Below are 25,203 nucleotides of genomic sequence, written 5' to 3' on the forward strand. Positions count from 1 at the left end.
GGCAGCTTGCCGTCCCTCACAGCTTTAGGCTCGAACAGTGGCCGTGGCATCGCCTGGCCCTAGGTTCTGGCAAGAACTATCCGCTGAAATGGTCTGGAGGGCCTATGGCGTTCTTCGAAAGCATGCTGACGCTGCTCTTGGTGGCGATCATCTTCCTGCAATTCTCCAGGAAGTTCCGTGTTCCTTATCCGACCATGCTGGCAATCGCCGGCATCATTGTCGCTGCCTTCCCATGGGCTCCGGAGGTGGCGATTGATCCCAGGCTGGCGCTGGCGCTTTTCATCGCACCCGTACTTTTCGACGCCGCCTACGATTTGCCGCCGAGGACGTTGAGGCGCAACTGGCTGCCGCTCTTTTCGCTTGCCGCAATCGCCGTCATTTTGACGGCCGCGTCCGTCGCCGCCGTCGGCGTTGCAATGGCCGGCCTGCCGCTTGCCGTGGCCGTCGCACTCGGCGCCATCGTGGCGCCGCCGGATGCGGTCGCGGCGACCGTCATGCTCGACCGCTTCAATCTGCCCCGTCAGACCTATGTAATTCTCAAGGGCGAGAGTCTGCTCAACGATGCCGTCGCCCTCCTCATCTTCAGCGCCGCAGTGGCGGCCGCCACCAACCCCGCCTTCCTCACCGGCATTCTGGCAGAATTGACGCTGGCAGCGCCGGGTGGTCTCATCCTCGGCTATCTTCTCGGCCGTCTCTACATGATCGTTGGTCTGAAGCTCGCCGGCACGCTCGGCGGCACATTGCTCGAGTTCGTCGCCACCTTCGGCACGTGGATCATCGCCGAGCGACTGCACCTTTCGGCGATCCTGGCGATCGTCGCATATGCCATGGTGATCGCCCGCTACATGCCGGAGCGGCAGACGGCCCGCCACCGCATTCATTCCTATTCGGTTTGGGAAGCCGCGGTTTTCCTGCTTAACGTGCTCGCCTTCCTGCTGATGGGCTTGCAGGTCCGCCAGATCGTCCTCGATCTCGATCCCGGCCGGCTGAGTTTTGCGATCACCTTGGCAACCGCGGTCTTTGTCACCGTCATCGTCGTGCGCCTAGCCTGGGTGCTCGTCTATAACCGCGCCATCACCTTTCTTGCCGAGCGCGGTCTCACGACACAAGCCCCTCCCTCATTTGCTGCGAGCCTGCTTGCCGGCTGGTGCGGCATGCGCGGTCTCGTCACGCTGGCAACTGCGCTCGCCCTGCCGATCGACTTCCATGATCGCGATATTATCCTGCTCAGCGCGCTGGCCGTCGTTCTAGGCACGCTCATCGTCCAGGGGCTGACGCTCGGGCCGCTGATCCGCTTCCTGAAATTCGATCCGGACAAATCCCTGAACCACGATCTCACCAAAGCCCGCGTGGCATTGATCGACGCGGCTCTTGCCGAGCTTGAAGGCGAGGACAAATCCACCCGAATCCTGCGCGACGTTTACACCTCGGAGCGTGAGATTGCTGCCGACGGAAGACACCCGCGCGAAGTCAGCAGGCTCGATAGGCAGCGCCGCAGCGTCATTGCCGCGAAACGCCGAAAACTGGCGGAGATGCGTCGTGCCGACGAGATTGATGACGATGTTTTCCATGCGCTGGAACAGGAGCTAGACTGGGCAGAGCTCGCCGTCCTGCCGCCCGGCCGCGACGAAATCGTCGAGAGCTGACGCCGCCCATGAGTTTTGACGGACTGCTGAACGGCAGCCAATTGGCATTTGCTATTTTTCGCCGCTGCCGTTTATATCCAGTTTCATAGCATTACGATTTTTCCGATTTGCATTGCATGCCGGCATTCCTTCCCAGAATTGAACGCCGGGGGAAATCACGGAGGCAAGGCCTTCGTTCAAAGCAGCAAGACATGAATAGCATCACTTCATCTTAAGTTCGGTGGCAGTCGATCGGCCACCGCGATTGGAGGGACCGATTATGACTTTCGCGCTTCGACGGATATTGATGCTCGGCTGCATCGCTACGTTCATGCCTCTGGTCGCGATGGCGCAGGGCGCACCGTCCGCCCCTCCCCCTGTCACGGTCGCAAAGCCGGTGGTGCGCGATGTCATCGACAATGACGAATTCATCGGCCGTTTCCAGCCGGTCGACGAAGTCTCCGTGCGTTCGCGCGTCGGGGGCTACCTACAGGAAGTCCATTTCGAGGACGGCGCCTTGGTCAAACAGGGCGACCTGCTCTTCGTCATCGACCAGCGGCCGTTCGTCACCGCGCTCAACCAGGCAAAGGCCACGCTCGAAGCGTCGCAGTCCACTCTTGTCTTCGCCGACGCTCAGTACAAGCGCGCCCAGTCTCTCGCTTCGAGCGGCAGCCAATCCGCGCAGACGCTGGATGATCGCCGCCGCGAATTCGATTCCGCTGAGGCCAATGTCCGCGGCGCTCAGGCCGCGGCCGACCGCGCGGCTCTCGATCTCGAATATACCGAGATCCGGGCGCCACTGAGCGGCCGTATCGACCGCCGCTTGCTCTCGACCGGCAATCTCGTGCAGGCCGACCAGACGGTGCTCACGACGATCGTCTCCCTCGATCCGATCGACTTCTATTTCGATGTCGACGAGCGCCGCCTGCTGAATTTCGCCGACACCGCACGCAAGCAGGGCAAAGACCTGCAGCTCGGAGGCGGCGGTGTCGACGTATCCGTCACGATCTCCGATCCGACCGCCAAACCTTTTATGGGGAAGCTCGATTTTGCCGAGAACCGGGTGGACAACGAGAGCGGCACCATCCGCATCCGCGCCCGCCTTGCAAATCCTGATCTCGTCCTGCAGCCGGGCCTGTTCGGCCGTGTGCAGGTCGCAGCCTCCAATACATACAAGGCCATCCTCGTCCCGGACGAGGCTATCGGCTCCGACCAGAATGAACGTGTCGTCTATGTGGTCGATGCGCAAGGCAAGGTTTCGACCAAGCCCGTGAGGCCCGGACCGCGGCTCTACGGCTATCGCGTCATCCGTGAAGGCCTCGACGGCAACGAGACGATCATCGTCAACGGGCTGATGCGCGCCCGGCCTGGCTCGACCATCACGCCGCAGATGAGCGAACTGCCGCAGGAGCGGCAGGACACTGCGCCCGAATCCGCGAATGCGGAGACCGGACAATGAGATTTGCGCACTTTTTCGTGGACCGGCCGATCTTCGCGGCCGTCATTTCCATCCTCTTTCTGGTCGTCGGCGGCATCGCCTATACGCAGCTGCCGGTCTCTCAATATCCGGAGATCGCGCCGCCCACCATCGTCGTGCGCACCTCCTATCCGGGCGCCGACCCGCAGACCATCGCCGACACTGTTTCGACCCCACTCGAGCAGCAGATCAACGGCGTCGAAGACATGCTTTACATGTCTTCCTATTCCAGCGCCGACGGCGCCATGTCGCTGACGATCACCTTCAAGCTCGGCACCGATCTAGATAAGGTGCAAGTCCTAGTCCAGAACCGCGTTTCCATCGCCCTTCCCCGCCTTCCCGAGGAAGTCCAGCGCCTCGGCGTGACCACGGACAAGAGCTCGCCCGACCTGATGATGGTGGTGCACCTCCTGTCGCCATCGCATCGCTACGACCAGCTCTACGTCTCCAACTACGCCCGCAACCGCATCCGCGACGTGCTCGTGCGTCTCGACGGCGTCGGCGACGTGCAGATCTTCGGCGAACGCCAGTATTCGATGCGCATCTGGCTCGATCCGGAAAAGCTCTCCGCCTACGGCATGACGTCCGACGACGTCGTTTCGTCCTTGAGGGACCAGAACGTCCAGGTATCGGGCGGCAAGATCGGCGCACCGCCGGTGACCGGCAGGAACGCGTTCGAATATACGGTGCGAACGGACGGGCGCTTTTCCGATGTGCGCGAGTTCCGCTATGTCATCGTCAAATCGACGGGAGCAGGCCGGCTCGTGCAACTGCAGGATGTAGCCCGCATCGAACTTGGCGCCCAGGACTACGTCACCAACAGCTATCTCAACAATGACCCTGCGGTCGCGCTCGGCATCTTCGCCCGGCCGGGAACCAATGCGCTCGACACGGCCCACCAGGTCCAGACGCTGATGAAGGATATCTCCCAGAATTTCCCGGAAGGCCTGGAATATCGCATCGTTTACGACACGACCGAATTCATCTCGGACTCGATCAACGAGGTCTATAGAACCATCGCCGAAGCGGCCATCCTGGTGGCAATCGTCGTTCTGGTTTTCCTGCAATCCTGGCGGACCGCGATCATACCCATCGTCGCCATTCCCGTATCGCTGATCGGCACCTTCGCGGTTCTGCTCGCCTTCGGCTTTTCGCTCAACATGCTGACGCTCTTCGGCCTCGTGCTGGCGATCGGCATCGTCGTCGACGATGCGATCGTGGTGGTGGAAAACGTCGAGCGAAATCTGGCGCGCGGAATGACGCCGAAGCAGGCGTCGCACGTGACGATGGACGAAGTCGGAACCGCTGTCGTGGCGATCTCGCTGGTCCTGATCGCGGTATTCGTGCCGACGGCTTTCATCCCCGGCATATCGGGCCAGTTCTACAGGCAGTTCGCCGTGACGATCTCCGTCACCACTGCCATATCGGCCTTGAACTCCCTGACGCTTTCGCCGGCCCTCGCGGGCATATTGCTGAAAGCCCATGATCACCAGACGAAGCGCAAGAGCATCGCCTCACGGCTGGGGACAGGTCTTGCAGGCGGCTTCAATCGCGGCTTCGACAGGATGAGTTCGGGCTACTCATGGATTGTCCGGCACCTTGTCAGAAGCTGGGTAGGCCTGACCTGCTCGATGCTCGCCTTTGCCGCCCTTCTGGGCGCAACATGGTACATGAGCACCAGGGTTCCCTCGGGCTTCATCCCCACTATGGACCAGGGTTACGCGATCATCGTCGTGCAGCTTCCCGACGGTGCCTCGCTTGCGCGTACCGATGCAGTCGTCAAAAAGGTGGGCGATATCGCCCGAACCGTGCCCGGCGTCGGCAACGCCGTGCAGTTTGCCGGCTTCAGCGGAGCGACGTTTACCAATGCTTCGAATTCGGGCGTTGTCTTCGTTCCGTTCAAATCCTTTGCCGAACGCGAGGAAGGCGGAGAGAACGCCAACAAGATCATCGGCGAACTCTTCGGCAAGCTGCAGAGCATCCAGGAAGCCTTCATCATTGCCATCCCGCCGCCGTCCGTGCGCGGGGTCGGCAACTCCGGCGGCTTCAAGATGCAGATTTCCGATCTTGAAAACCCTGATATGACGCGCGTGCTCGGCCTTGCCCGCCAGATGATGGGGGCGGCGGCTACGACCGAGGGTCTCACCGGTGTCTTTACGACGTTCTCCGATGCCAGTCCGCAATATTTCCTGTCGATCGACCGCGACAAGGCGCGCTTCCTGAACGTGCCGATCCCCAATATCTTCAATGCGCTTTCGATCAATCTCGGCGTCGCTTACGTCAATGATTTCAACGCGTTCGGCCGTGTCTACCAGGTCCGCGCCCAGGCCGACCGACAATACCGCATGGACAAGGAAGACATCCTCGCCCTGAAGGTGCGCTCGGCCACCGGTGCGCTCGTGCCCTTGGGAACGCTGATGGACATTCAGGATTCCAGCGGACCGGCGCTTGTCCAGCGCTATAACATGTATGTCTCGGTGCCGCTCCAAGGCAATCCGACGCCCGGCACCTCGACCGGCGATGCCATCAAAAAGATGGAGGAACTGGCCGCCAAGATCCTGCCGCCGGGAACGACTTTCGAATGGACGGAACTCGCCTATCAGGAGACTCATACCGGCAACACCGCCGTCTATATCTTCGCCCTCTCCGTCATTTTCGTCTTCCTGGCGCTGGCCGCCCAATATGAAAGCTGGGTTCTGCCCCTTGCGATCATTCTCATCGTTCCGCTTGCGGTACTCGCGGCGCTGATTGGAGTGTGGCTAAGAGGCATGGACAACAACGTCCTGACCCAGATCGGCCTGATCGTCCTGATCGGACTGGCGGCGAAGAACGCCATTCTGATCGTCGAATTTGCAAGACAGGCGGAAGAGGAAGGCAAATCGCCGGTAGAGGCCGCGATCGAGGCCAGCCATCTTCGCCTGCGCCCGATTCTGATGACGGCATTCGCCTTCATCTTCGGCGTTCTGCCGCTTGCCATCGCCACCGGCCCCGGCGCCGAAATGCGTCAGTCACTCGGAACAGCCGTTTTCTCGGGCATGCTCGGCGTGACGCTCTTCGGCCTGTTCCTGACGCCGGTCTTCTACGTCGTGCTGCGCGGCCGACGCCGCAGCCGCTTGGTTGAAAGGCCTGTCGAAGCCGTTCCGGCCGAAAGGGAGACAGTCTGATCACTCTAGCCTGTCGCGCAAAAGTGTTCAGCGGTTTTGCGGCAACGACATGTTTGAAAACTAAGACTCAAGCGCAGGGGAGAATCTGAAAGATTGCGACGCGCTTTATGACACAGCCTCGTGCTGGGACGATGTCAGGTGGAAAACAGATGCACCCGGCCCTGCCAGAACCGTGCGACGGTCAGCTTGCCGCTGCGAAAGGCGCGTGTATCGAGATTGAGCCGCCTCGGGCGAATGTCGGGCTCGTCGCTGGGCGTATGGCCGTGCACGACGAGCTTCGGCAAAGGAACCCTGCTTTCGAGAAAGCGGTGGCGGATAAGGACCAGATCCTCCTCCGTCTGCGCGGAGAGCGGCAGCAACGGATCGATGCCGGCATGCACGAACACCACGCTCGGTGTGTCCAGCATGATCGGCAGCGCCCGCATGAAATCGATATGCGTATGCGGCAGCGACTGCCGCAGAAAGGCGTCGAGCTGCGCGCCGGAGGGGAAGACGAGCGGCAGATGCTCCGGATCGAGCCCATAGGATTTAAGCGATTCCGCCGATCCCATCCGCATCCAGTCGTCATAAGGGAGCCAGCCGTCGACATAATCGAGCATGGCGATCTCGTGATTACCGGCAAGACAGATACGGTCGAAACCATCAGGCGGCGGCTCCATGAGGTGAGTGATGACCTGTGCCGATTCCGGGCCCCGGTCGATATAGTCACCCAGCGTCACGATCAGCTTTTGCCCGGGCAATCGCGCGCCATCTTGCAGAATCGCCTCCTCAGCTTTCAGAAGCAGGTCGTAGCGGCCGTGAATGTCGCCGATCGCATAAGTTGGCATCTCGGCGATATCCAGCGTCAGGCGCGGTCTCGGCTGGCGCCCCATTTTCCAAACCTCGCTATGGCGAGCAAGTGCTTCACCCATCATATTCCTCGATTGGATAGCCCGGTTAACCATAAGTAGAGTGCAAGGCGAGGCGATCAAGTTGGTGAGAAAATTCGAAGCTTTGGGTTTTTCTGGAAAAACCGTTCTTATCATCCGGAGGAAAATCCCTCACTCCTGTCACCCGTCGAGGAAAGAGTGAGCGATGGGAACAGTATCGCAGTTTCAAGACCGCATCCGGCCACCGGCACGCCGCATCGAAAACGAAGAGGAGGCGATATCCACGGCTCGCAACCTCGCCGACACATTCCGTCACCAGGCAAGCGAGCGCGATATCAACCGCATCCTGCCTTTTGCCGAGCTCGACGCGCTGTCGGTCTCGGGTTTGACGGCAATCTCTGTTCCGCCCGAACATGAAGGGCTCGACGTGCCGAACGCCCTGCTTGCCGAAATCATCGCGATCATTGCCGAGGCCGACGCCTCGATCGGCGAGACCATGGAAAATCACTTTTCCGTCCTGGAAACCCTCCGCACCCAGGCATCCGAGGATCTGAAGGCATCGCTCTTTACCCGTGTGCTGCTCGGCGACCGCTTCGCCGGCGCAACCGTTGCCGACGGCAGCGAGCTGTGGCCCGAAGGATCGGGGTACCGCCTGAGCGGACGGATGCGGCAGGCGCCCGGTATTCTCTACGCCGATTGGATTGCCGCTGACCTCACACTTCCGCCCGGCCGCCCTGTGACGCTTTACTTCAGCCGCAACAGCGAGGACGTGCAGGTGGTCGATGATTGGGACGGTTTCGGTCAGCGCACCAATGGGTCGGCAACGACGATCGCCGGCGCAGTGCATGTTGATGCCGGCACAATCGCGCCGGCCCCCTCGTCCGCATGTTCGACGGGCATTTCGCTCGGCCTGCTGCTTAAGGCGGGCGTAGGCCTCGGCATCGCGCGGGCCGCATGGGCCGACCTGATGACAGCTATTGGCGATCGCACCGTCTTCCCCTCCCGGCTCGGCGAACACGCTGTCGGCATCGAAATCACGGCGGCAGCTCTGGAGCGGGCGGGCCGCAAACTCGATATTGCACAGGTCAATCCTGTAGAGGCGGCGATGGCGGACGCCTATTTTTCTGCCTCGGCCGCCGCAATAACTGCCGGGGAAACGGCCCTTAGCGCCGCAAATGCGCTGTTCGAACTTGCGGGCGAAGCGTCAACCGGCATCGGCCTCAATCTCGACCGCCATTGGCGCAATGCACGTATCCACGCGCTGTCGCTGCCGCGCGATCGATTGCTGCACCGGGCCGGCGACCATATGTCAAGATGAGCGCTGAACGATCACAGCATGGCGCCCTGTGAGTAACGCAGACCACATGAAACGAAGCGTCTCAGCTGGCGGCGGAGATCGGCAGTTCATCCCCGGTGTCTTCAATGCGGCCACCGGCGGCGACGAATTGGTCGAGGGTCATATTGTCCAGAATGGCGGCGATCGCGTCCCGAACATCGGTCATCGAACGCCGCACTTGGCAGGTTTCCGGGTCGGCGCAGTCGTCGCACGCCTCGTAAGCCGTGCGGCTGGCGCAACGGATCGGCGCGAGCGGACCATCGAGCGTGCGGATGACATGGCCGATACGGATCTCGGATGCCGGCCGCGAGAGAGAATACCCGCCGCCAGGGCCTTTCTTTGAACGCAGGATACCGACATTGCGTAGTTCGAGCAGGATCGTGTCGAGAAACTTCTTCGGAATATTGTTCCGCGCTGCGACGTCATTGATGAAGGCGGTCTCGCCCGGCGCCAGACGCGCCAGATCGACCAGAGCCTTGAGGCCGTATTTTCCCTTCTTCGTCAGCATCGTCGTCGCCTTTTGGAAACCGAAATATTTGCCCGTCAATAGCAGCCAAATAACGTCGAAATCGTGAAGATACAACAAAATAGCTAATATTTATAGCTTGTATCGGCAACATTCCCGGCCGGCTCTTGGCGCAGCTTCGATCAAATTGTTTTCAGCATGCCGCCATCGACGAAATAGGTCGATCCGATACAATAGCTCGCCCGCTCCGAACTCAGAAAGACGAAGACATTCGCCAGTTCTTCCGGTGTGCCGAAGCGTTTGGAGGCGGCATGTTCATTGGCAACGCTCTGCAGGTAGCCTTCCCAGTTTCCGCCGCTTTCGGCCGTCAGCTGCTTGGCGGTCTTGATCCAGTCGGGCGTCAGGATCAAGCCGGCGTTGATGCAGTTGACGCGGATATTGTCCTGGATGAGCTCGGTCGAGAGTGTCTTCGAAAACATCATCAGCGCCGATTTGCTGACATTGTAAATCGGCTCGTACCAGAGCGGCTGGACGGCGCAGATCGAGGCATTGTGCAGGATCACCCCGCCGCCGCGTTTCTTCATCTGCGGTGCGATGCCGCGCGCAAGCCTGACGGCGGCCATCACATGCAGGTCCCAATAGGCCTGCCATTTCTCGTCAGGCGCCTCCATGACGGTCTCGTTCGATCCGGTGCCGGCATTGTTGATGAGGATATCGGCGCCTCCCTTTTCGGCAGCCGCCGCAATGATCGCCTCGGTTCCATCAACCGTCGCCACATCTGCGGCGACAGCGACGGCGCTGACGCCGAATTTCTCGGCGATGCGGACGGCTTCCGCCTCCAGCCGTTCGCCGCCGCGCGCCGCCAGAACGAGGTCTGCGCCCTCAGCCGCCAGCCCTTCGGCGATCGCGAGCCCGATGCCGACCGACGCGCCTGTTATGACGGCGATCTTTCCCTTCAATCCCAGATCCATATCTTCCTCCCGAAGCGGCCAGCGATCCCGGCCCTAGATTAGGGGATGAGTGTTCCGCCAATGAATCCGGGCGTCAAGCACCCAAACGCCTCTTGCGGCAGGCTCCGTTCTGTCGCAGCCTGCATCCGCACCGGGAGGAATTTTCATGCGACGTTATTCAGCCTGCATAGAATGGCTGTTTGCCGAAGAGGGCGACAGCTTTGCCGACCGCATCCGCCGCGCCCATGCCGGCGGCCTGACGGCGATCGAATTCTGGCGCTGGACCGACAAGGATCTGGATGCGATCGAGACAGCACTGAAGGAAACCGACCTTGCCGTCACCAGCCTCGTCGCCGAGCCGATGATCGCACTGACCGATGCCGCCAACCGGCAGGCCTGGCTGGCGGGCCTTGCGGAATCCGTCGCAGTCGCCAAACGCCTCGGCGCGCCGGTGCTCATCGCCCAGGCCGGCGACGATCTCGCCGGCGTCAGCCGTGATGAACAGCGCGTGGCCCTCACCGACACCCTGAAATCAGGTGCCGATATCCTGGAAGGGAGCGGCGTGCGGCTCGGCGTAGAACCTCTCAACATCCGTATCGACCATATCGGCTACTTCCTCGATTCGACCCGCGAAGGCCTCGACATCGTCGATGACGTCGGCCGCCCCGAGATCGGCATCGTCTACGACATCTACCATTCCGCCGTGATGGGCGAACGCACCGAAGACGTGCTGGACGGCCGTATCGACCGTGTTTTCCACGTCCATGTCGCCGATCATCCCGGCCGCAACGAACCGGGCTCCGGTGGCATCGACCTCGCCCATCGCCTCAACTGGATCTTCGCCAACGGCTATGACGGCGCCGTCGGCCTTGAATACCGGCCAACGAGGGCCGGCGCGGACGCGGTCAAAGCCGCGATCGCCTCGCTAAACGGCTAGGAGCCGGTGCCTTCTGCGAAGGCCTCAAGCTCCGGGTCGAATTCGACCTCGACGACATTGTTGAAGACAGCGGTCGCCAGCATGATGCCGGCGAAGGCGACCAGATCGACGAGCGCCTTGGTTTCGTAGCGTTCATTCAGCTTTTCCCAGAGCTTGGCCGGAACGGCGTTTGAATCGGCGACAACAGCCCTGCCGAAGGCATCGAGGAGCGCCTCCGCTTCGGAAAATTCCATAGCATCGGGATCAGACCCCTTGTTGATCAGCGCCCTGCGAAAGAAGGTGATGGCAATCTTCGATTTCGCCGCCTTCGAGATCGCATGCGAGAAGATCCAGATCTCGCGGTCGCTGATGACAGGATCGAGCTCGGCCCGCAGCGTAAACCATTCGGCATAGATGCGATGGGCGACCGGCGAATGGAGGAGCGTCCGCTTCATGTTGGTCATGCGTCCGCGCAGTCTGATTTCTTCATCATGCGCCGCGCGAACCTCAGGCGAAGCGGTGTCGTAATCGATCTGCGGGAGGTGGCTCATCGGCTCCGCTCTTTCTGCTGCTTCAAAGTAAATCCGCTTGGCCGTCGCGGTAGTCCCGCCTAGACTGATTCAATCAAGGCGGAGGCTAGGCATGAGCGGCGACCACCAGCATTCTCACATCGACTGGCGCGAACACGGCGTCAAGGTCATTCCCGGCAATTCGCTCGACCCGAACACCGCGCAGACCCCGGGCATGAACCGCGCGACCGCGATCAACCATGCCCGTGCCGGCGCAGAGAAAATCTGGGCCGGCACGGTGACGATCCATGCCAATGCGAAAACCGGCGCCCACCATCACGGCGATCTCGAAAGCATCATCTACGTCGTCAAGGGCAAGGCCCGCATGCGTGGGGCGAGCATCTGGAATATACCGCCGAAGCCGGCCCCGGCGACTTCATCTATGTTCCGCCCTATGTGCCTCACCAGGAGATCAATGCCAGCCGCGACGAGACGCTGGAATGCGTGCTCGTTCGCTCAGGCCAGGAACCGGTCGTCGTCAACTTAGATATCGAACCGGTCGAGAAACCGGAAGACGTCGCCTGGATCGATCCCATCCACCGCTGACGCCGCTCAGGCGTGAACGGCGCCGGCGCTGTTCACCGCCGGGTTTTCGATGATCCGGCCGGTATCGGCGGCATAGAGGTGGATCGCATTGTGATCGATCGCGATACCGATCGGATCCCCCGATTTCACGGTCACGGCCTCGGTCAGCGCCACGGCAAAGGGCAGCCCGTCGAAATCGGCATGAACGACGCGGCTTGCGCCGAGCTCTTCGATGAAATCGGCCGTTGCCACCAATGCGCCGGGCGCATCCGGAGCCACCAAACGGGCCGCCTCGGCGCGCATGCCGAGCACGACGCGTTTGCCCTTCAGCGGCGCGGCGCGTTCGCGGGGCAGCGCGATCTTGCGGCTCTGGTCGTAGACGAAGACGCCCTCGTCGTTGATCGTGCCTTCGAGCAGGTTCATCGCCGGCGTGCCGACAAAACCGGCGACGAAGCGCGAAACCGGATGATGATAGACCTCTTCCGGCGTGCCGACCTGCTCCACCCTGCCGCCGTTCATCACCACCAGCCGGTCGGCCAGCGTCATCGCCTCGGTCTGGTCATGGGTGACGAAGATCGAGGTGGCGCCGAGACGGCGGTGAAGGCGGCGGATCTCGGCGCGCATGGCGATGCGCAGCTTGGCGTCGAGGTTCGACAGCGGCTCATCGAAGAGGAACACCTTCGGTTCGCGGATCATCGCGCGCCCCATGGCGACGCGCTGGCGCTGGCCGCCGGAAAGCGCGGCCGGGCGGCGGTCGAGGAAAGGTTCGAGGCTGAGCGCCTTGGCGACCTCGGCGATGCGCCGATTGCGCTCCGCCTTCGCAACGCCCGCAACCTTCAAGGCATAGCCGATATTCTCGGCGACGGTCATATGCGGATAGAGTGCGTAGTTCTGGAACACCATGGCGCAGCCGCGCTCGCGCGGCTCGAGCTGGTTGACGACGCGGCCGTCGATGGCGATTTCACCGCCGCTGATTTCCTCCAGTCCGGCGATCATGCGCAGCAGCGTGGACTTGCCGCAGCCGGACGGACCGAGGATGACGATGAATTCGCCGGACTGGATCTCCAGATCGACGCCATGAACGACAGGATGTTTGCCGTAGCTCTTCTTCACATCACGGATCGAGATCGGTGCCACAGGACTGTTCCTTCACTTCTCGGTGGAGATGAGGCCGCGCACGAACCAGCGCTGCATCAGGATGACGAGCAGCAACGGCGGCGACATGATGATAAGTGTACCGGCCATGGCGACGTTCCAGTCAGGCAGGCCGAATTCGGACGGGATAAGGGTCTTCAGCTGCGTCACCGCAATGCCGAAATTCGGATCGGTGGTGACGAGCAGCGGCCAGAGATACTGGTTCCAGGCCCAGACGAACATGATGGTGAACAGCGCGATCATATTCGACCGCGACAACGGCAGCAGTATATCGACGAAAAAACGGACGGCGCCGGCGCCGTCCATCTTTGTTGCCTCGGCGAGCTCATCGGGGACAGTCAGATAGAACTGGCGATAGAGGAAGGTACCGGTGGCGGTAGCCACAAGCGGCGCCACGAGACCGGTATAGGAATTCAACAGCCCCCATTCGAGCTTGATCTGGATGCCGGACACCCAGGCGACGAGCGCGGTAATCCCCGTGACGTCGAGCATTGCCTGGAACGGCTGCAGCGCGTTGGCCGCAATCGAATAGGTCGGCACGATGCGGACTTCGAGCGGCAGCATCAGCGTGATGAAGATGATCCAGAAGATCAGATGCCGGCCGCGGAAGCGGAAGTAGACGATCGAGAAGGCGGCCATGGCGGACAGGATCACCTTGCCGGCGGCGACCGCGGTCGCAAAGATGATGCTGTGAACCAGCTTGTTGCCGAGATCGGCGCGGACCCAAGCAGCTTGTGCATTTTCCCAGAAATGCGAACCCGGAGTGAGCGGCAGCGGCACCCGGTTGACCGTCTCCAGATCGAGCGTCGATGCGATGATGACGATGACGAAAGGCAGAAGTGCGATCACCATGCCGAGCGCCAGAAGCGTATAACAGACGAAATTGAATATCGGCGTGCGTTCGATCATGTCAGCGGCCTCACTTGTAGTGCACGCGCCGCTCGATGAAGCGGAACTGGAAGACAGTGAGAAGGACGACGAGCGCCATGAGGATGATCGACTGGGCGGCGGCGCCCGAATAATCGAGCCCTCTGAAGCCGTCGAAATAGATCTTGTAGACCATCAGTTCCGTCGCTCGGGCCGGACCGCCCTGCGTCATGACGTCGACGATGCCGAAGGAATCCTGGAAGCTTTCGGTGATGTTGATCACGAGCAGGAAAAATAAGGTCGGCGTCAGCAGCGGCAGCTGGAGGTCCCACATGCGGCGCAGCGGCCCGGAGCCGTCCATGGCGGCCGCTTCGATCAGCGAACGCGGGATGCCCTGAAGCGCTGAAAGGAAGAAGATGAAATTATAGCCGATATATTTCCACGAAAAAGCGATGATGACGGCGATCATCGCGTCCTTGCCGTCGAGCGCCGGGTTCCAGAGGCCGGGCCAGACGTGATTGATAACGGAGAGAAGGCCGGCCTCCGGCGCCAGGATGAAGCGGAAGGCGAGACCGAGAGCGGGAGCAGCGATCGCATAGGGCCAGATAAAGACCGACCGATAGATTTTATGGCCGCGCAGTTCACGATCCGTCAAAAGCGCCAGGACGAGCGCAAACCCCATGGCAATGATCGTCGAGCTAAAGGCGAAAACCATGCTGCGGCTGATCGAATCCCAATAGATCGGGTCGCTGAGCAATTGCTTGAAATTGTCAAAGCCGACCCAGGCATTGCCGCCGCCCCATGGCTGCTCGAGCGTGAACGCCCAATAAAGCGCCTGCGCGCTCGGCCAATAGAAGAAGACGAAGATCAGCAGCAGCATCGGAAACGCGAAGAGCAATCCGATCGTCGTCGAGGAGAAAGTGACGCGCTTTTCCATGGGTGATCGTTTTCGACCTGGTCTGGTTTAAGCACGGGCGGCGAGTTCGCCTCCGCAGCCCCGGTATGAATGTACAAGGATGCCCCCGGTCCGCAAGGCAGGCCGGGCGCGGCGCATATCGGACGATCAGGGAAGCTGAACGTTCTTGTAGGTCTGCTGGAAGCGGCGCAGCAGCTGGTTGCCGCGATCGGCAGCGCCGTCGAGCGAAGCCTGGACGTCGGCATTGTTGACGAAGATTGCCTGCAGGCCGTTGGCGATCTCGGTGCGGACCTGCAGCAGGCCGCCGAGGCGAATGCCGTGCGGAGCCGTATCGTCAGCCGGCGATGCGGTCAGGCTCTGGATGGCGAGCTCGCGGCCGGCATAGGGCGCCTTCTCGTAGAAGCCCTGCTTCTTCAGATATTCGAAGCCGGAGTTACGAACCGGGATATAGCCGGTGACGGTCGACCAGGTCAGCGCTTCTTCCGGCTTGGCGATGAAGTTGAAGAAGGCAGCGGCAGCCTTGTATTCGGCATCGGTATGCCCCTTCAAGACCCAGAGCGAAGCGCCGCCGACGAAGGAACTGTGACGGGTTGCATTGCCATAGGTCGGGAGCATTGCCACGCCCCAGTTCATGCCCTGCTTGGCGGTACGGCCGATATTGCCATGGTCACCGACGGAGGTCAGGATGACCTGGCAGTCGCCGGCAGCAAAGGCTTCGACGAAGGTCTGGCCGACGGCCTTGTTCTTGATGATGGCGAGCTTGTTGTCGTACCAGGACTTGAGGTCCTTGATGTAGCTGACGAGAAGCGGGTTCTTGTTGAACACCAGCTCGGCGTCGAGGCCTTCGAAACCGTTCTTCTTCGTCGCGATCGCTTCGCCGTTGACGGCTTCGAACTGCTCGATGTACTGCCAGACTTCGTTGTTGGAGATATCGAAGCCGAGCGGGCAGGCGTAGCCGGCCTCCTTCAGGGCCTTGAAATCTTCACCGGCTTCCTGCCAGGTGGCTGGAGCATGGTCCTTGCCGATCTTGGCGAAGGCGTCCTTGTTCCAATAGAGCAGAGCGGTCGACGAGTTGAAGGGGAAGGAGTACATCTCGCCCTTCGACGTCGCATAGTAGTTTGCGATACCGGAGAAGTAGTCTTTCCAGTCGACCGTATAGCCCATGTCGGTCATCAGCTGGTTTGCCGGGTAGAAGGCGCCGGAAAGCATGATGTCGAGCGTGCCGGCGTCGGACACCTGGGCAATGGTCGGCTGCTTGCCGGCGCGGTAGGCGGCAATCGTGTTCTGCAGGGAAGCGTCATAGCTGCCTTGGCTGGTGCAGACGACTTCATAATCGGCCTGCGACTGGTTGAAGCGATCGCACTGTTCCTGGACACGCTTTGCGATGTCACCGGAATTGCCGAACCAGAAGTCAATCTTGGTCTTTTCGGCGGCGGCAGCGGGCCCAGCAAGAAACGCTGCGGCGAGAAGGGCGCCAACGGCGCCGAGAAGCTTGGCTTGCATGAGAACCTCCAACGTAGAAAGGGGCGCGCTTTAAGCGCACGCCCATTTAGCTGGTTCAAATTGCCGCTGCCAATGAATATTACATGACATGAAATGTTCGAATTCTAGTTGTCACAAAAATGACATGCAATCGTTATTCGAAACACCAGGAGAAGTATTTTGAGAATATTTGATCCATCCTTAAATATATTGTCAGATGTACGCACATATATTCGAATAACCGTCATTTTTAAGAGTCTGCAATATTTTACTTATATTGCTGCAAGGCATCCCTGTTCGCGCGGCCGAAGACAACGAAACTTGCGAAAAACATTCGCGTTTTTATCGTTGCGCTGCTGTGCAACGCCCGGTTTCAGCCCGAAAATCACAGAGAATCCTTCAAAATTGCAGCAAAGCGCGGATCGAATGCACGGCTGATCGGGCCGGCGGCCGCGCCGAGCGCCACCGACCAGGGATCGGCCATGCCGGGCTGCAGCCGTGGCAGCATCCGGCCGCGCCTCTCAGCGATCGAAGGCAGCAGCGGGCCGATCGCTGCAATCAGCCTGTTCACCAGCGCTTCCGGTGCGCTGCCGCAGAGGATCACCGTCTGCGGATCGAAGACAGTCTCGATGAGATGGATGCTCCAGCGCAGGTCCGCCGCCGCCGCCTCGATCCAGGCCTCGAAGCTTGGATCCCCGCTGGAGGCAAGCTCGTTGATGCGCGCATGGAGATCGGGATCGGCCGGATCGGCCGGTAGGTGCTGGTAGAGCGAGGCGAGCGAGGCGCGATGTTCGAGCGGCGTCGTTTTGCCGTCGGCAAACAGCAGCGCCATGCCGATCTCGCCGGCATTGCCGTTGGCGCCGCGATAGAGCTCGCCATTCAGGATCAGGCCGGCGCCGATGCCGTAGCCGACGAACAGACAGACGGCATGGTCGATGCCGTGGGCGGCTCCCACCATGCGCTCGGCGGTCGCAGCCGCTGCCGCATCGTTCTGAAGACTGACATCGAGGCCGGTGCCGTCGCTCAGCGTTTCCAGGAGCGGAAACTTCTGCCAAGCCTCCATCATCCAGGGATCGTCGCCGCTGCCTTCCATGCCGAACGGGCCAGGCATTGCGGCGCCGAGGCCGACCAGCCGTTTTTCCGACTGCTGGACGATAACGGCAAGCCTGGAACGCACACCGGCGACGAGATCGAGAATGACCTTCGTTCCCGTCGCCGGACCTCCGGGCGGCAGTCCGGCTTCTGCGCGTACGAGAACGCTGCCGACGAGATCGACGGCGACCGCCCGCGTCACGTGCCGGTCGATCTGCAGGCCGATCGCGAAAGCGCCTTCGGGCACCAGGCCGTAGGGCGTCGAGGGCTGGCCCCTGCCCTTGCGCACAGCCTCCTGCGAACCGACGAGACCATCGCGCTCGAGCTCCTCGATGATATTCGACACCGTCTGCTTGGTCAGCCGCGTCGCCCGCGCCAGATCGGCGCGTGAGAGCGCACCATTGATCCTCAACGCATCGATCATCACGCGCCTGTTATGCGCGCTGGTGCCTTCGTGATTGGTGCCGCTCTTGGCTCGGATCGGCCTGATGTCGCTCATGTGTCAATTGCCTCTTGACTCCAGTAGAATGTTGGCAAAGTAATAAGTCAAGACATTTGACTTAATAGGGACCGGAGAGTCCCAGGGAACGCAGGAGGCCGCGAAGGGCATCCAAAGACGCTCCGAGATGATGGCCCGGCACGCTTTTTCACGCGTGCCTTCTCGAAAATCGATGGCGGCGAAACCGCCCTCGGTCATGCGTAAATTTCAAAAACTGGAGGCTGCAATGCTGAAATCTCTCAATAAGACGCTTCTGGGTGCGGCCTTGATCGGCGCATCCTTTGCTCCGCATGCTTTCGCCGAAACGGCGCTGAATGCACTTTTCATGGCGCAGGCCGCTTACAGCGAGGCCGACGTGCGCGCCATGACCGATGCCTTCGTCAAGGCGAACCCGGATATCAAGGTCAATCTCGAATTCGTCCCCTATGAAGGCCTGCACGATAAGACGGTGCTGGCCCAGGGTTCCGGCGGCGGCTACGACGTCGTCCTCTTCGACGTCATCTGGCCGGCCGAATACGCCACCAACAAGGTGCTGGTCGACGTCTCCTCCCGCATCACCGACGAGATGAAGAAAGGCGTGCTGCCGGGCGCCTGGACCACCGTGCAGTATGACGGCAAATATTACGGCATGCCGTGGATCCTCGATACGAAATATCTGTTCTACAACAAGGAGATCCTGGAGAAGGCCGGCATCAAGGCGCCACCGAAGACCTGGGACGAACTGGCCGAACAGGCAAAGACCATCAAGGACAAGGGTCTGCTCGCCACGCCGATCGCCTGGAGCTGGTCGCAGGCCGAAGCCGCCATCTGCGACTACACCACGCTCGTCAGCGCCTATGGCGGCGATTTCCTGAAGGACGGCAAGCCGGCCTTCCAGACCGGGGGCGGTCTCGATGCGCTGAAATACATGGTTACGAGCTATACGTCAGGCCTGACCAATCCGAACTCCAAGGAATTCCTAGAAGAGGACGTCCGCAAGGTTTTCCAGAACGGCGATGCCGCCTTCGCGCTGAACTGGACCTACATGTACAACATGGCCAACGACCCGAAGGACAGCAAGGTCGCTGGTAAGGTCGGCGTCGTGCCGGCGCCAGGCGTTGCCGGCAAAAGCGAAGCTTCGGCCGTCAACGGCTCGATGGGCCTCGGCATCACCTCCGCCAGCCAGCATCCCGATGAGGCCTGGAAGTACATTACCTTCATGACCTCGCAGGCCACGCAGAATGCCTATGCCAAGCTCAGCCTGCCGATCTGGGCATCCTCCTATGAGGACCCTGCCGTCACCAAGGGGCAGGAAGAGCTGATAGCCGCCGCCAAGATCGGCCTCGCCGCCATGTATCCGCGCCCGACGACGCCGAAATATCAGGAGCTGTCGACCGCGCTGCAGCAGGCGATCCAGGAATCGCTGCTCGGCCAGTCCACCCCCGAGGACGCGCTGAAATCGGCCGCCGAAAACAGCGGTCTCTGAGCCCGGCATGAACATCCGGGCGGCGCCTGCCGCCGCCCGGCCTCCATAACCTATGAATGAAAAGGGTCGCCTCGATGTCGGGCACTCGGCTGACAACCCGCGCGTGGCTTCTGATGCTGCCGCTTCTCGTGGTGATGATCTCGGTGATCGGCTGGCCTCTGGTCGATACCGTCGGCCTCTCCTTCACCGATGCCAAGCTTGTAGGCACCGAAGGACGCTTCGTCGGCCTCGACAATTACGTGAAGATGCTCTCCGGCTCGAATTTCCAGCGTACGCTCATCACCACCGCATGGTTCGCGATCATCTCCGTCGCCGCCGAAATGGTGATCGGCGTTCTTGCCGCCCTGCTGCTGAACCAGCGATTCCGTGGCCGCACTGCGCTGCGCGCCCTGATGATCCTGCCCTGGGCGCTGCCGACCGTCGTCAACGCAACCCTCTGGCGGCTGATTTACAACCCCGAATACGGCGCGTTGAATGCCGCGCTGACGCAGCTCGGTCTGCTCGACGCCTACCGCTCCTGGCTCGGCGAACCGGGCACGGCGCTCGCCGCCCTCATCGTCGCCGACTGCTGGAAGAACTTTCCGCTGGTGGCACTGATCGCGCTTGCCGCACTCCAGGCCGTGCCGCGCGACATCACCGCCGCCTCGCTCGTCGACGGCGCCGGTCCATTCGCGCGTTTCCGCTTCGTCATCCTGCCCTATCTCGCCGGCCCGCTGATGGTGGCGCTGGTGTTGCGCACGATCGAAGCCTTCAAGGTGTTCGACATTATCTGGGTCATGACCCGTGGCGGACCGGCGAACAGCACCCGCACGCTCTCGATCCTCGTCTATCAGGAAGCCTTCTCCTTTCAGCGCGCGGGCTCCGGCGCTTCGCTCGCTCTGATTGTCACGCTGCTGGTGACGCTGCTGGCCGCAGGCTACGCGGCTCTTGTGCGCAAGACCGCCGGGAGTGCCACCTGATGGAACGCCGGAGCCCGCTCTTCTCAGCCTTCATTCACCTCTGCGCCCTGCTGCTTGCCGCTGTCATCCTGGCACCGATCCTCTGGCTTTTCATCATGAGCATCGCGCCGGCTGCCGATCTCGCCGCAAAGCCGCTGCGCTGGTGGCCGCATGCCGTCGATTTTTCGCGATACCAGGTGCTGCTGTCGACACTCGAAAACAGCGCCGGCGCCGCCTTCACCTCATCGCTGCGCAACAGCATCGAGGTGGCGAGCACGGCGACGATCGCCGCCATCGCGCTTGCCATTCCCGCCGGCTGGGCCGTGTCGCGCACACCTTCCGTCGGCTGGTCGCTGTCGATGGTGATCGCAACCTATATGCTGCCGCCAGTGGCGCTCGCCGTACCGCTCTATATGGGCCTCTCCTATCTCGGCATGCTGAACAACGTCTTCGGCCTCGCCCTCGTCTATCTGACGATCCTCGCGCCCTTCACCACCTGGCTGATGAAATCCGGCTTCGATTCCATCCCGCGCGAAATCGAATCCGCCGCAATGATCGACGGCGCCGGCCTGTTTCAGACGCTCCGGATCATTACATTGCCGCTCGCCGCCCCCGTGCTCGCCACCTCGAGCCTCTTCGCATTCCTGCTTGCCTGGGATGAATTCTTCTATGCGCTGCTCTTCACCTCGGATCAGCGCGCCAAAACGCTGACCGTCGCCATCGCCGATCTCGCCGGCGGCCGCGTCTCCGATTACGGACTGATCGCCACGGCAGGTGTGCTCGCCGCCCTGCCCCCGGTGCTGATCGGTCTCGTCATGCAACGCGCCCTGATCTCGGGGCTCACCAGCGGCGGCGTCAAGGGATGAACATGACGACAGAAAGAAACCAGCCCGCCGGGCTTGCGGCGATCGATCGCGAAATGGCCCGCCAGCACGCCGATGCGATCGCCTCCTACGAATCCGCCGGGCCGATGGCGGCAAGAGCCGCCGCCTCGCTGAAAAAGACCGTCCGCCTGCTCCTGACCGGCATGGGCGGCTCGCATGCGGTAAACCGCGCCGTCGAACCACTCTACCGTGGTCTTGGCATCGATGCCGTCGCGCTGCCGCTCTCCGAGCAGCTTGGCCAGCCGCTGCCGATCGGCGGCAGGACGATCTTCGTTACCTCGCAATCGGGCGAAAGCGCCGAGGTCATGCGCTGGTTCAACGAGACCGGCGGGACGCCGGAAACTTTCGGCCTGACGCTTGAAGGCAGTTCCTTCCTGGCCAGGACCGCCCCCTCGCTGATCGGCAGCGGCGGCACCGAGCTCGCCTTTGCAGCCACCCGCAGCCTGACGGTGACCTTTGCTTTGCATCTGGCAATCCTCGCCGCCCTTGGCGAAGATCCGGCCCCGGCGCTTGCCGTCCTCAGGTCGCCGGAAGAGCATGACGTCGCAGCCGCGCTTGCAGCACTCGAAAACGTCGCGACCGTCGTCACGTCAGGCCGCCGCCTGCAAGGTGTCGCCGAAGCGCTGGCGCTCGGATTGACGGAGCTTTCGCGCCGCCCCTGCTTTTCCCTCGAAGGCGGGCAGCTCCGCCATGGCCCGATGGAAATGCTGGGGCCGGAGATCGGCGTCGTGCTGTTCCGCGGTCTGGACGAGACGGCCGGCCTGGTAACGGCAATGGCGATGTCTGCTGTAGAGACCGGCGCTCCCGTCATCCTCTTTGACGCATCGACCGAAGCTCCGGTCGCCGGGGCGGTCACAATCCGCTTTCCCCCGGCAACGGGCCTCGCTGCGATCTTTGCGATGCTGCCGGTTGCGCAGCGGCTGATGATCGCCTTCGCCGACGCCCGCGTCGAGAATGCCGGAACACCGGTTCGATCCACCAAGATTACCCGGAGCGAATGAATGCGGCCGCTTGCAGTCATCGGCAATGTCAATGTCGACCTGATCCTCGGACCAGCCGCCCCCTGGCCCAAGGCCGGCACGGAAATCATCGTCGATCATGACGAACTCAGGGTCGGCGGATCGGCCGGTAACAGCGCGCTCGCCTGGAAGGCGCTCGGCGTCGAATTCGAGATCGCCGCCAATATCGGCAGCGACCAGTTCGGTCGCTGGCTGGCCGAAGCCTTCGGCCACCGTTCCGAGAAGTGGCCGATGCGTCCTGAACAAACGACCCTCTCCGTCGGCATCACCCACCCCGACGGCGAACGCACCTTCTTCACGACGCGGGGCCACTTGCCGCGCTTCAGCCTGGCCGATGTCTTCGCCGTCATCGACGGCAAAAGTCTGCGCGGCGGCTACGCGCTTCTCTGCGGCGGCTTTCTCACCGACGATCTGACCAGCCAATACGACGCCTTCTTCGACTGGGCCGAGAGCCATGACATCGCCGTCGCCCTCGACACCGGCTGGCCGCTCGACGGCTGGACCGAGCAGAATTGCGCTGCGACACGGGCCTGGCTTTCACGCAGCCGCATCGCGCTGCTCAACGAGGTCGAAACGACGACGCTTGCCGGCATCGCCGATCCGATCGAAGCCGCCCGGCACATCAGCTCGCATATGCCGCAAGGTGCGATCGTCGTCGTCAAACGCGGCCCCGATGGCGCCATCGCGATCGGACCTGACGGCCAGCTGGTGTCGGTGGCCGCGCCCGTTGTCTCGGTCGTCGACACGATCGGCGCCGGCGATGTCTTCAATGCCGCCTTCCTCGCAGCGCTGGCAAAGGATGAACCTTTGACGTCTTGCCTGAGAGCGGGAACCGAGGTCGCCTCGCGCGCCATCTCCACCCTCCCCCGCAGCTACGGCGACCCGGCCTCTCCTCAGGAGCCACAATCATGAGCGCGCTCGACATCGAAAATATCCGCAAGACCTATGGCGACGTCGAGACGCTGAAAGGCATCGATATCTCTTTGGAAAGCGGCGAATTCCTCGTCCTGCTCGGTTCTTCCGGCTGCGGCAAGTCAACGCTCTTGAACATCATCGCCGGCCTTGCCGATGCGACGAGCGGTGATGTCAGGATCGGCGGCCGCTCGGTGCTCCGCGTACATCCAAAGGACCGCGACATCGCAATGGTCTTTCAATCCTATGCGCTGTATCCCAATCTGACGGTGCACCGGAACATCGGCTTCGGGCTGGAAATGCGCAAAGTTCCGGCGCCGGAGCGCGACAGGGCCGTGCGCGATGCGGCAAAGCTCCTGCAGATTGAAAATCTGCTCGATCGCAAGCCGAGCCAGCTCTCGGGCGGCCAGCGGCAGCGCGTTGCGATCGGCCGTGCGCTGGTGCGCAAGCCGGAGGTGTTTCTCTTCGACGAGCCGCTTTCCAATCTCGACGCCAAGCTGCGCATGGAAATGCGCACCGAGATCAAGCGGCTGCACCAGATGCTGAAGACCACGGTCGTCTATGTCACTCATGACCAGATCGAGGCGATGACGCTTGCCAGCCGCATCGCCGTCATGCGCGACGGCCGCATCGAGCAACTGGGCACGCCGGAAGAGATCTACAACAGTCCGGCGACGCTCTATGTCGCCACCTTCGTCGGCGCGCCGCCGATGAACCTGCTGACGGCAACCGTCCGGGATGATCGACTGGTGCTCTCTGGTTCCAATGCCAGCCTGCCTCTGCCCGTCCGTTTCGGCAAGGCGGCGGCCGATGGCCGCGACCTCATTCTCGGCATCCGCCCGGAGTCCCTTCGAACGGCCGGATCCGGGGCTTCGCTCGAGGCAACTTCAGAGGTTGCGGAGTTGACCGGCCCGGAGCTCGTCGTCACCGCCTTGGCCGGAAACCAGCGGTTGATGGCCTGCCTGCCGCCGCGCACGCCGGTCCGTGAGGGTGACAAACTCACCCTCTTCTTCGACGAGGAGGCGATGCACCTCTTCGATCCGCAAACCGGTCTCAGTTGCCGGAGCAAGCGATAGAACGGACGGCGCTGCTTGTTCAGTTCGCCACATCAGCGGGTTTGCGCTTGTAGACGTGGATATAGTCGACGAGCAGGATGGACGGGTTCGGCGTTTCGTCGATCGGCCAACCCGAGCCGAGCGCCAGATTCACCAGCGGATAGAAAGGCATGTGGAACTCCGTCGGTGTATCGAAGCTCCACAGGTACTGGCGATCCAGGTAGAACGTTGTCTTGTCGGCCTGGATATCGACGCCGTAGGTATGATATTCGCGGTTCAAAATACCATCCTGGACGGTCTTCCAATAGCCGCCGTTGGAATTCTGGCCGCCATGAGCCTGGCGCCAGATATGAAAGCCCATGCTGAACTCGTAGGGCGCGCGTCCATAATATTCCAGGACATCGATCTCCGCGGTGTATTTCGAGCGGTCGAGCCCGATGAGCCAGAAGGCCGGCCACACCCCCTTGCCCGGCGGCAGCTTCATCCGCGCTTCGAAATAGCCGAATTGCTGCGAAAAGCCCTCGCCTTTCGGATTGACAGCCGAGAGGAGGCCTGATCGCCAGGTTCCATCCTCGCCCTTGCGAGCCTCGATCTTCAGAATTCCCTGATCAGTCGTGAACGGAAAGCCGGGAGCCGGATCGGTAAAGCGGGCATCGCCGAAATCGCCGTTCCAGGGCGTATGAGCGATCCAGCGGGAACTTCTCTCTCCCCACGCCGAGACGTCGAGGCTGTCAAAATTCTCCTCGAACGTCAGTTGATAGGCATTCATGTTGATCGGTTCCTGGGCGACGCTAGTCTTGCCGGGCAAAGCTCCCAGACCAAGAACGACGAGCAGACCCAAAGTCTTAGAACATATCCTGTAACGCATTCCGATTCTCCGAAAACGCCAAACCCGATCGCTGGACTTCACCTCTCGCCATCATGAGGTGAGAACTCCGTTTCGCCGCGGTGCCAGCCTTTGCACGACGATAGTCTCGATACCGTCGGGACGTCCGACGATCTGCCACAGCAGCAGCGCCAAG

The 25,203-nt window shown here is 61.7% G+C and carries 21 protein-coding genes and 1 pseudogene; 12 read left to right on the forward strand and 10 right to left on the reverse strand.

Features of this window, described 5'->3' with window-relative positions; genetic code table 11:
- Window positions 1-104: 104 nt before the first annotated feature.
- The 3 genes from AC13QO_RS18975 (at window position 105) to AC13QO_RS18985 (ending at window position 6,266) form a co-directional block, all read left to right on the forward strand.
- Window positions 105-1,646, forward strand: a complete 1,542-nt coding sequence (locus AC13QO_RS18975) for a cation:proton antiporter (RefSeq protein ID WP_488541515.1) — start codon at window positions 105-107, stop codon at window positions 1,644-1,646.
- Between the two features lie 259 nt (window positions 1,647-1,905).
- Window positions 1,906-3,084 carry an efflux RND transporter periplasmic adaptor subunit gene (locus tag AC13QO_RS18980; RefSeq protein ID WP_183699049.1) on the forward strand — a complete coding sequence of 393 codons (1,179 nt, stop codon included), beginning with the start codon at window positions 1,906-1,908 and terminating at the stop codon, window positions 3,082-3,084.
- On the forward strand, window positions 3,081-6,266 hold the full coding sequence (locus tag AC13QO_RS18985) for an efflux RND transporter permease subunit (RefSeq protein ID WP_488541516.1): 3,186 nt from the start codon (window positions 3,081-3,083) through the stop codon (window positions 6,264-6,266). The genes AC13QO_RS18980 and AC13QO_RS18985 overlap by 4 nt, the downstream gene beginning before the upstream one ends.
- Before the next feature lie 134 nt (window positions 6,267-6,400).
- Here the strand turns inward: AC13QO_RS18985 and AC13QO_RS18990 are convergent, their stop codons facing one another.
- Window positions 6,401-7,138, reverse strand: coding sequence for a metallophosphoesterase family protein (locus AC13QO_RS18990; RefSeq protein ID WP_488541527.1), 738 nt, complete (start codon window positions 7,136-7,138; stop codon window positions 6,401-6,403).
- Between the two features lie 202 nt (window positions 7,139-7,340).
- Between AC13QO_RS18990 and AC13QO_RS18995 the strand changes: the two genes are divergently transcribed.
- On the forward strand, window positions 7,341-8,453 hold the full coding sequence (locus AC13QO_RS18995) for an acyl-CoA dehydrogenase family protein (RefSeq protein ID WP_488541517.1): 1,113 nt from the start codon (window positions 7,341-7,343) through the stop codon (window positions 8,451-8,453).
- Between the two features lie 61 nt (window positions 8,454-8,514).
- Here AC13QO_RS18995 and AC13QO_RS19000 read toward each other — a convergent pair whose 3' ends face one another.
- Window positions 8,515-8,979: an RrF2 family transcriptional regulator gene (locus AC13QO_RS19000; RefSeq protein ID WP_085780172.1), complete on the reverse strand. Its 465-nt coding sequence runs from the start codon at window positions 8,977-8,979 to the stop codon at window positions 8,515-8,517.
- Window positions 8,980-9,119: 140 nt separating this feature from the next.
- Window positions 9,120-9,908, reverse strand: a complete 789-nt coding sequence (locus tag AC13QO_RS19005; RefSeq protein WP_488541518.1) for an SDR family NAD(P)-dependent oxidoreductase — start codon at window positions 9,906-9,908, stop codon at window positions 9,120-9,122.
- A gap of 145 nt (window positions 9,909-10,053) precedes the next feature.
- Between AC13QO_RS19005 and AC13QO_RS19010 the strand changes: the two genes are divergently transcribed.
- A complete protein-coding gene (locus tag AC13QO_RS19010; RefSeq protein ID WP_488541519.1) occupies window positions 10,054-10,824 on the forward strand; it encodes a TIM barrel protein in 771 nt (256 codons plus the stop codon).
- On the opposite strand, the gene AC13QO_RS19015 is transcribed toward AC13QO_RS19010, so the two are convergent.
- Window positions 10,821-11,354: a carboxymuconolactone decarboxylase family protein gene (locus AC13QO_RS19015; protein WP_488541520.1), complete on the reverse strand. Its 534-nt coding sequence runs from the start codon at window positions 11,352-11,354 to the stop codon at window positions 10,821-10,823. The genes AC13QO_RS19010 and AC13QO_RS19015 overlap by 4 nt on opposite strands.
- 91 nt (window positions 11,355-11,445) lie before the next feature.
- Between AC13QO_RS19015 and AC13QO_RS19020 the strand changes: the two are divergent.
- Window positions 11,446-11,918 (forward strand): annotated as a pseudogene (locus tag AC13QO_RS19020) (cupin domain-containing protein).
- A gap of 6 nt (window positions 11,919-11,924) precedes the next feature.
- Here the strand turns inward: AC13QO_RS19020 and AC13QO_RS19025 are convergent.
- From AC13QO_RS19025 to AC13QO_RS19045, 5 genes are all read right to left on the reverse strand, one after another.
- Window positions 11,925-13,034: a sn-glycerol-3-phosphate import ATP-binding protein UgpC gene (locus AC13QO_RS19025; protein ID WP_434711205.1), complete on the reverse strand. Its 1,110-nt coding sequence runs from the start codon at window positions 13,032-13,034 to the stop codon at window positions 11,925-11,927.
- 12 nt (window positions 13,035-13,046) lie between these two features.
- The gene (locus AC13QO_RS19030) at window positions 13,047-13,961 is read right to left on the reverse strand and encodes an ABC transporter permease subunit (protein ID WP_285194093.1); all 915 of its coding nucleotides are present in this window, start codon (window positions 13,959-13,961) and stop codon (window positions 13,047-13,049) included.
- 10 nt (window positions 13,962-13,971) lie between these two features.
- Window positions 13,972-14,856 (reverse strand): carbohydrate ABC transporter permease, encoded by an 885-nt coding sequence (locus tag AC13QO_RS19035; RefSeq protein WP_183699029.1) that lies wholly within the window; start codon window positions 14,854-14,856, stop codon window positions 13,972-13,974.
- A gap of 126 nt (window positions 14,857-14,982) precedes the next feature.
- On the reverse strand, window positions 14,983-16,338 hold the full coding sequence (locus AC13QO_RS19040; protein WP_285194091.1) for an extracellular solute-binding protein: 1,356 nt from the start codon (window positions 16,336-16,338) through the stop codon (window positions 14,983-14,985).
- A 364-nt stretch (window positions 16,339-16,702) separates the two neighbouring features.
- Window positions 16,703-17,908 carry an ROK family transcriptional regulator gene (locus AC13QO_RS19045; protein WP_285194089.1) on the reverse strand — a complete coding sequence of 402 codons (1,206 nt, stop codon included), beginning with the start codon at window positions 17,906-17,908 and terminating at the stop codon, window positions 16,703-16,705.
- Between the two features lie 226 nt (window positions 17,909-18,134).
- Between AC13QO_RS19045 and AC13QO_RS19050 the strand changes: the two genes are divergently transcribed.
- From AC13QO_RS19050 to AC13QO_RS19075, 6 genes are all read left to right on the forward strand, one after another.
- Complete coding sequence (locus tag AC13QO_RS19050) at window positions 18,135-19,373, forward strand: extracellular solute-binding protein (RefSeq protein ID WP_285194087.1); 1,239 nt, start codon at window positions 18,135-18,137, stop codon at window positions 19,371-19,373.
- A 74-nt stretch (window positions 19,374-19,447) separates the two neighbouring features.
- The gene (locus AC13QO_RS19055) at window positions 19,448-20,332 is read left to right on the forward strand and encodes a carbohydrate ABC transporter permease (RefSeq protein WP_488541521.1); all 885 of its coding nucleotides are present in this window, start codon (window positions 19,448-19,450) and stop codon (window positions 20,330-20,332) included.
- A complete protein-coding gene (locus AC13QO_RS19060) occupies window positions 20,332-21,177 on the forward strand; it encodes a carbohydrate ABC transporter permease (RefSeq protein ID WP_488541522.1) in 846 nt (281 codons plus the stop codon). The genes AC13QO_RS19055 and AC13QO_RS19060 overlap by 1 nt, the downstream gene beginning before the upstream one ends.
- On the forward strand, window positions 21,174-22,196 hold the full coding sequence (locus AC13QO_RS19065; RefSeq protein ID WP_488541523.1) for an SIS domain-containing protein: 1,023 nt from the start codon (window positions 21,174-21,176) through the stop codon (window positions 22,194-22,196). Before AC13QO_RS19060 ends, AC13QO_RS19065 begins: the two co-directional genes overlap by 4 nt.
- Entirely contained in the window at window positions 22,197-23,126 is a 930-nt protein-coding gene (locus tag AC13QO_RS19070) for a PfkB family carbohydrate kinase (protein WP_488541524.1), read from the forward strand.
- Window positions 23,123-24,202 (forward strand): ABC transporter ATP-binding protein, encoded by a 1,080-nt coding sequence (locus AC13QO_RS19075; protein ID WP_488541525.1) that lies wholly within the window; start codon window positions 23,123-23,125, stop codon window positions 24,200-24,202. Before AC13QO_RS19070 ends, AC13QO_RS19075 begins: the two co-directional genes overlap by 4 nt.
- Window positions 24,203-24,221: 19 nt before the next feature.
- Here AC13QO_RS19075 and AC13QO_RS19080 read toward each other — a convergent pair whose 3' ends face one another.
- Complete coding sequence (locus tag AC13QO_RS19080) at window positions 24,222-25,049, reverse strand: glycoside hydrolase family 16 protein (protein WP_488541526.1); 828 nt, start codon at window positions 25,047-25,049, stop codon at window positions 24,222-24,224.
- Window positions 25,050-25,203 lie beyond the last annotated feature (154 nt).

This window comes from Rhizobium sp. CNPSo 3670 (assembly GCF_057784555.1).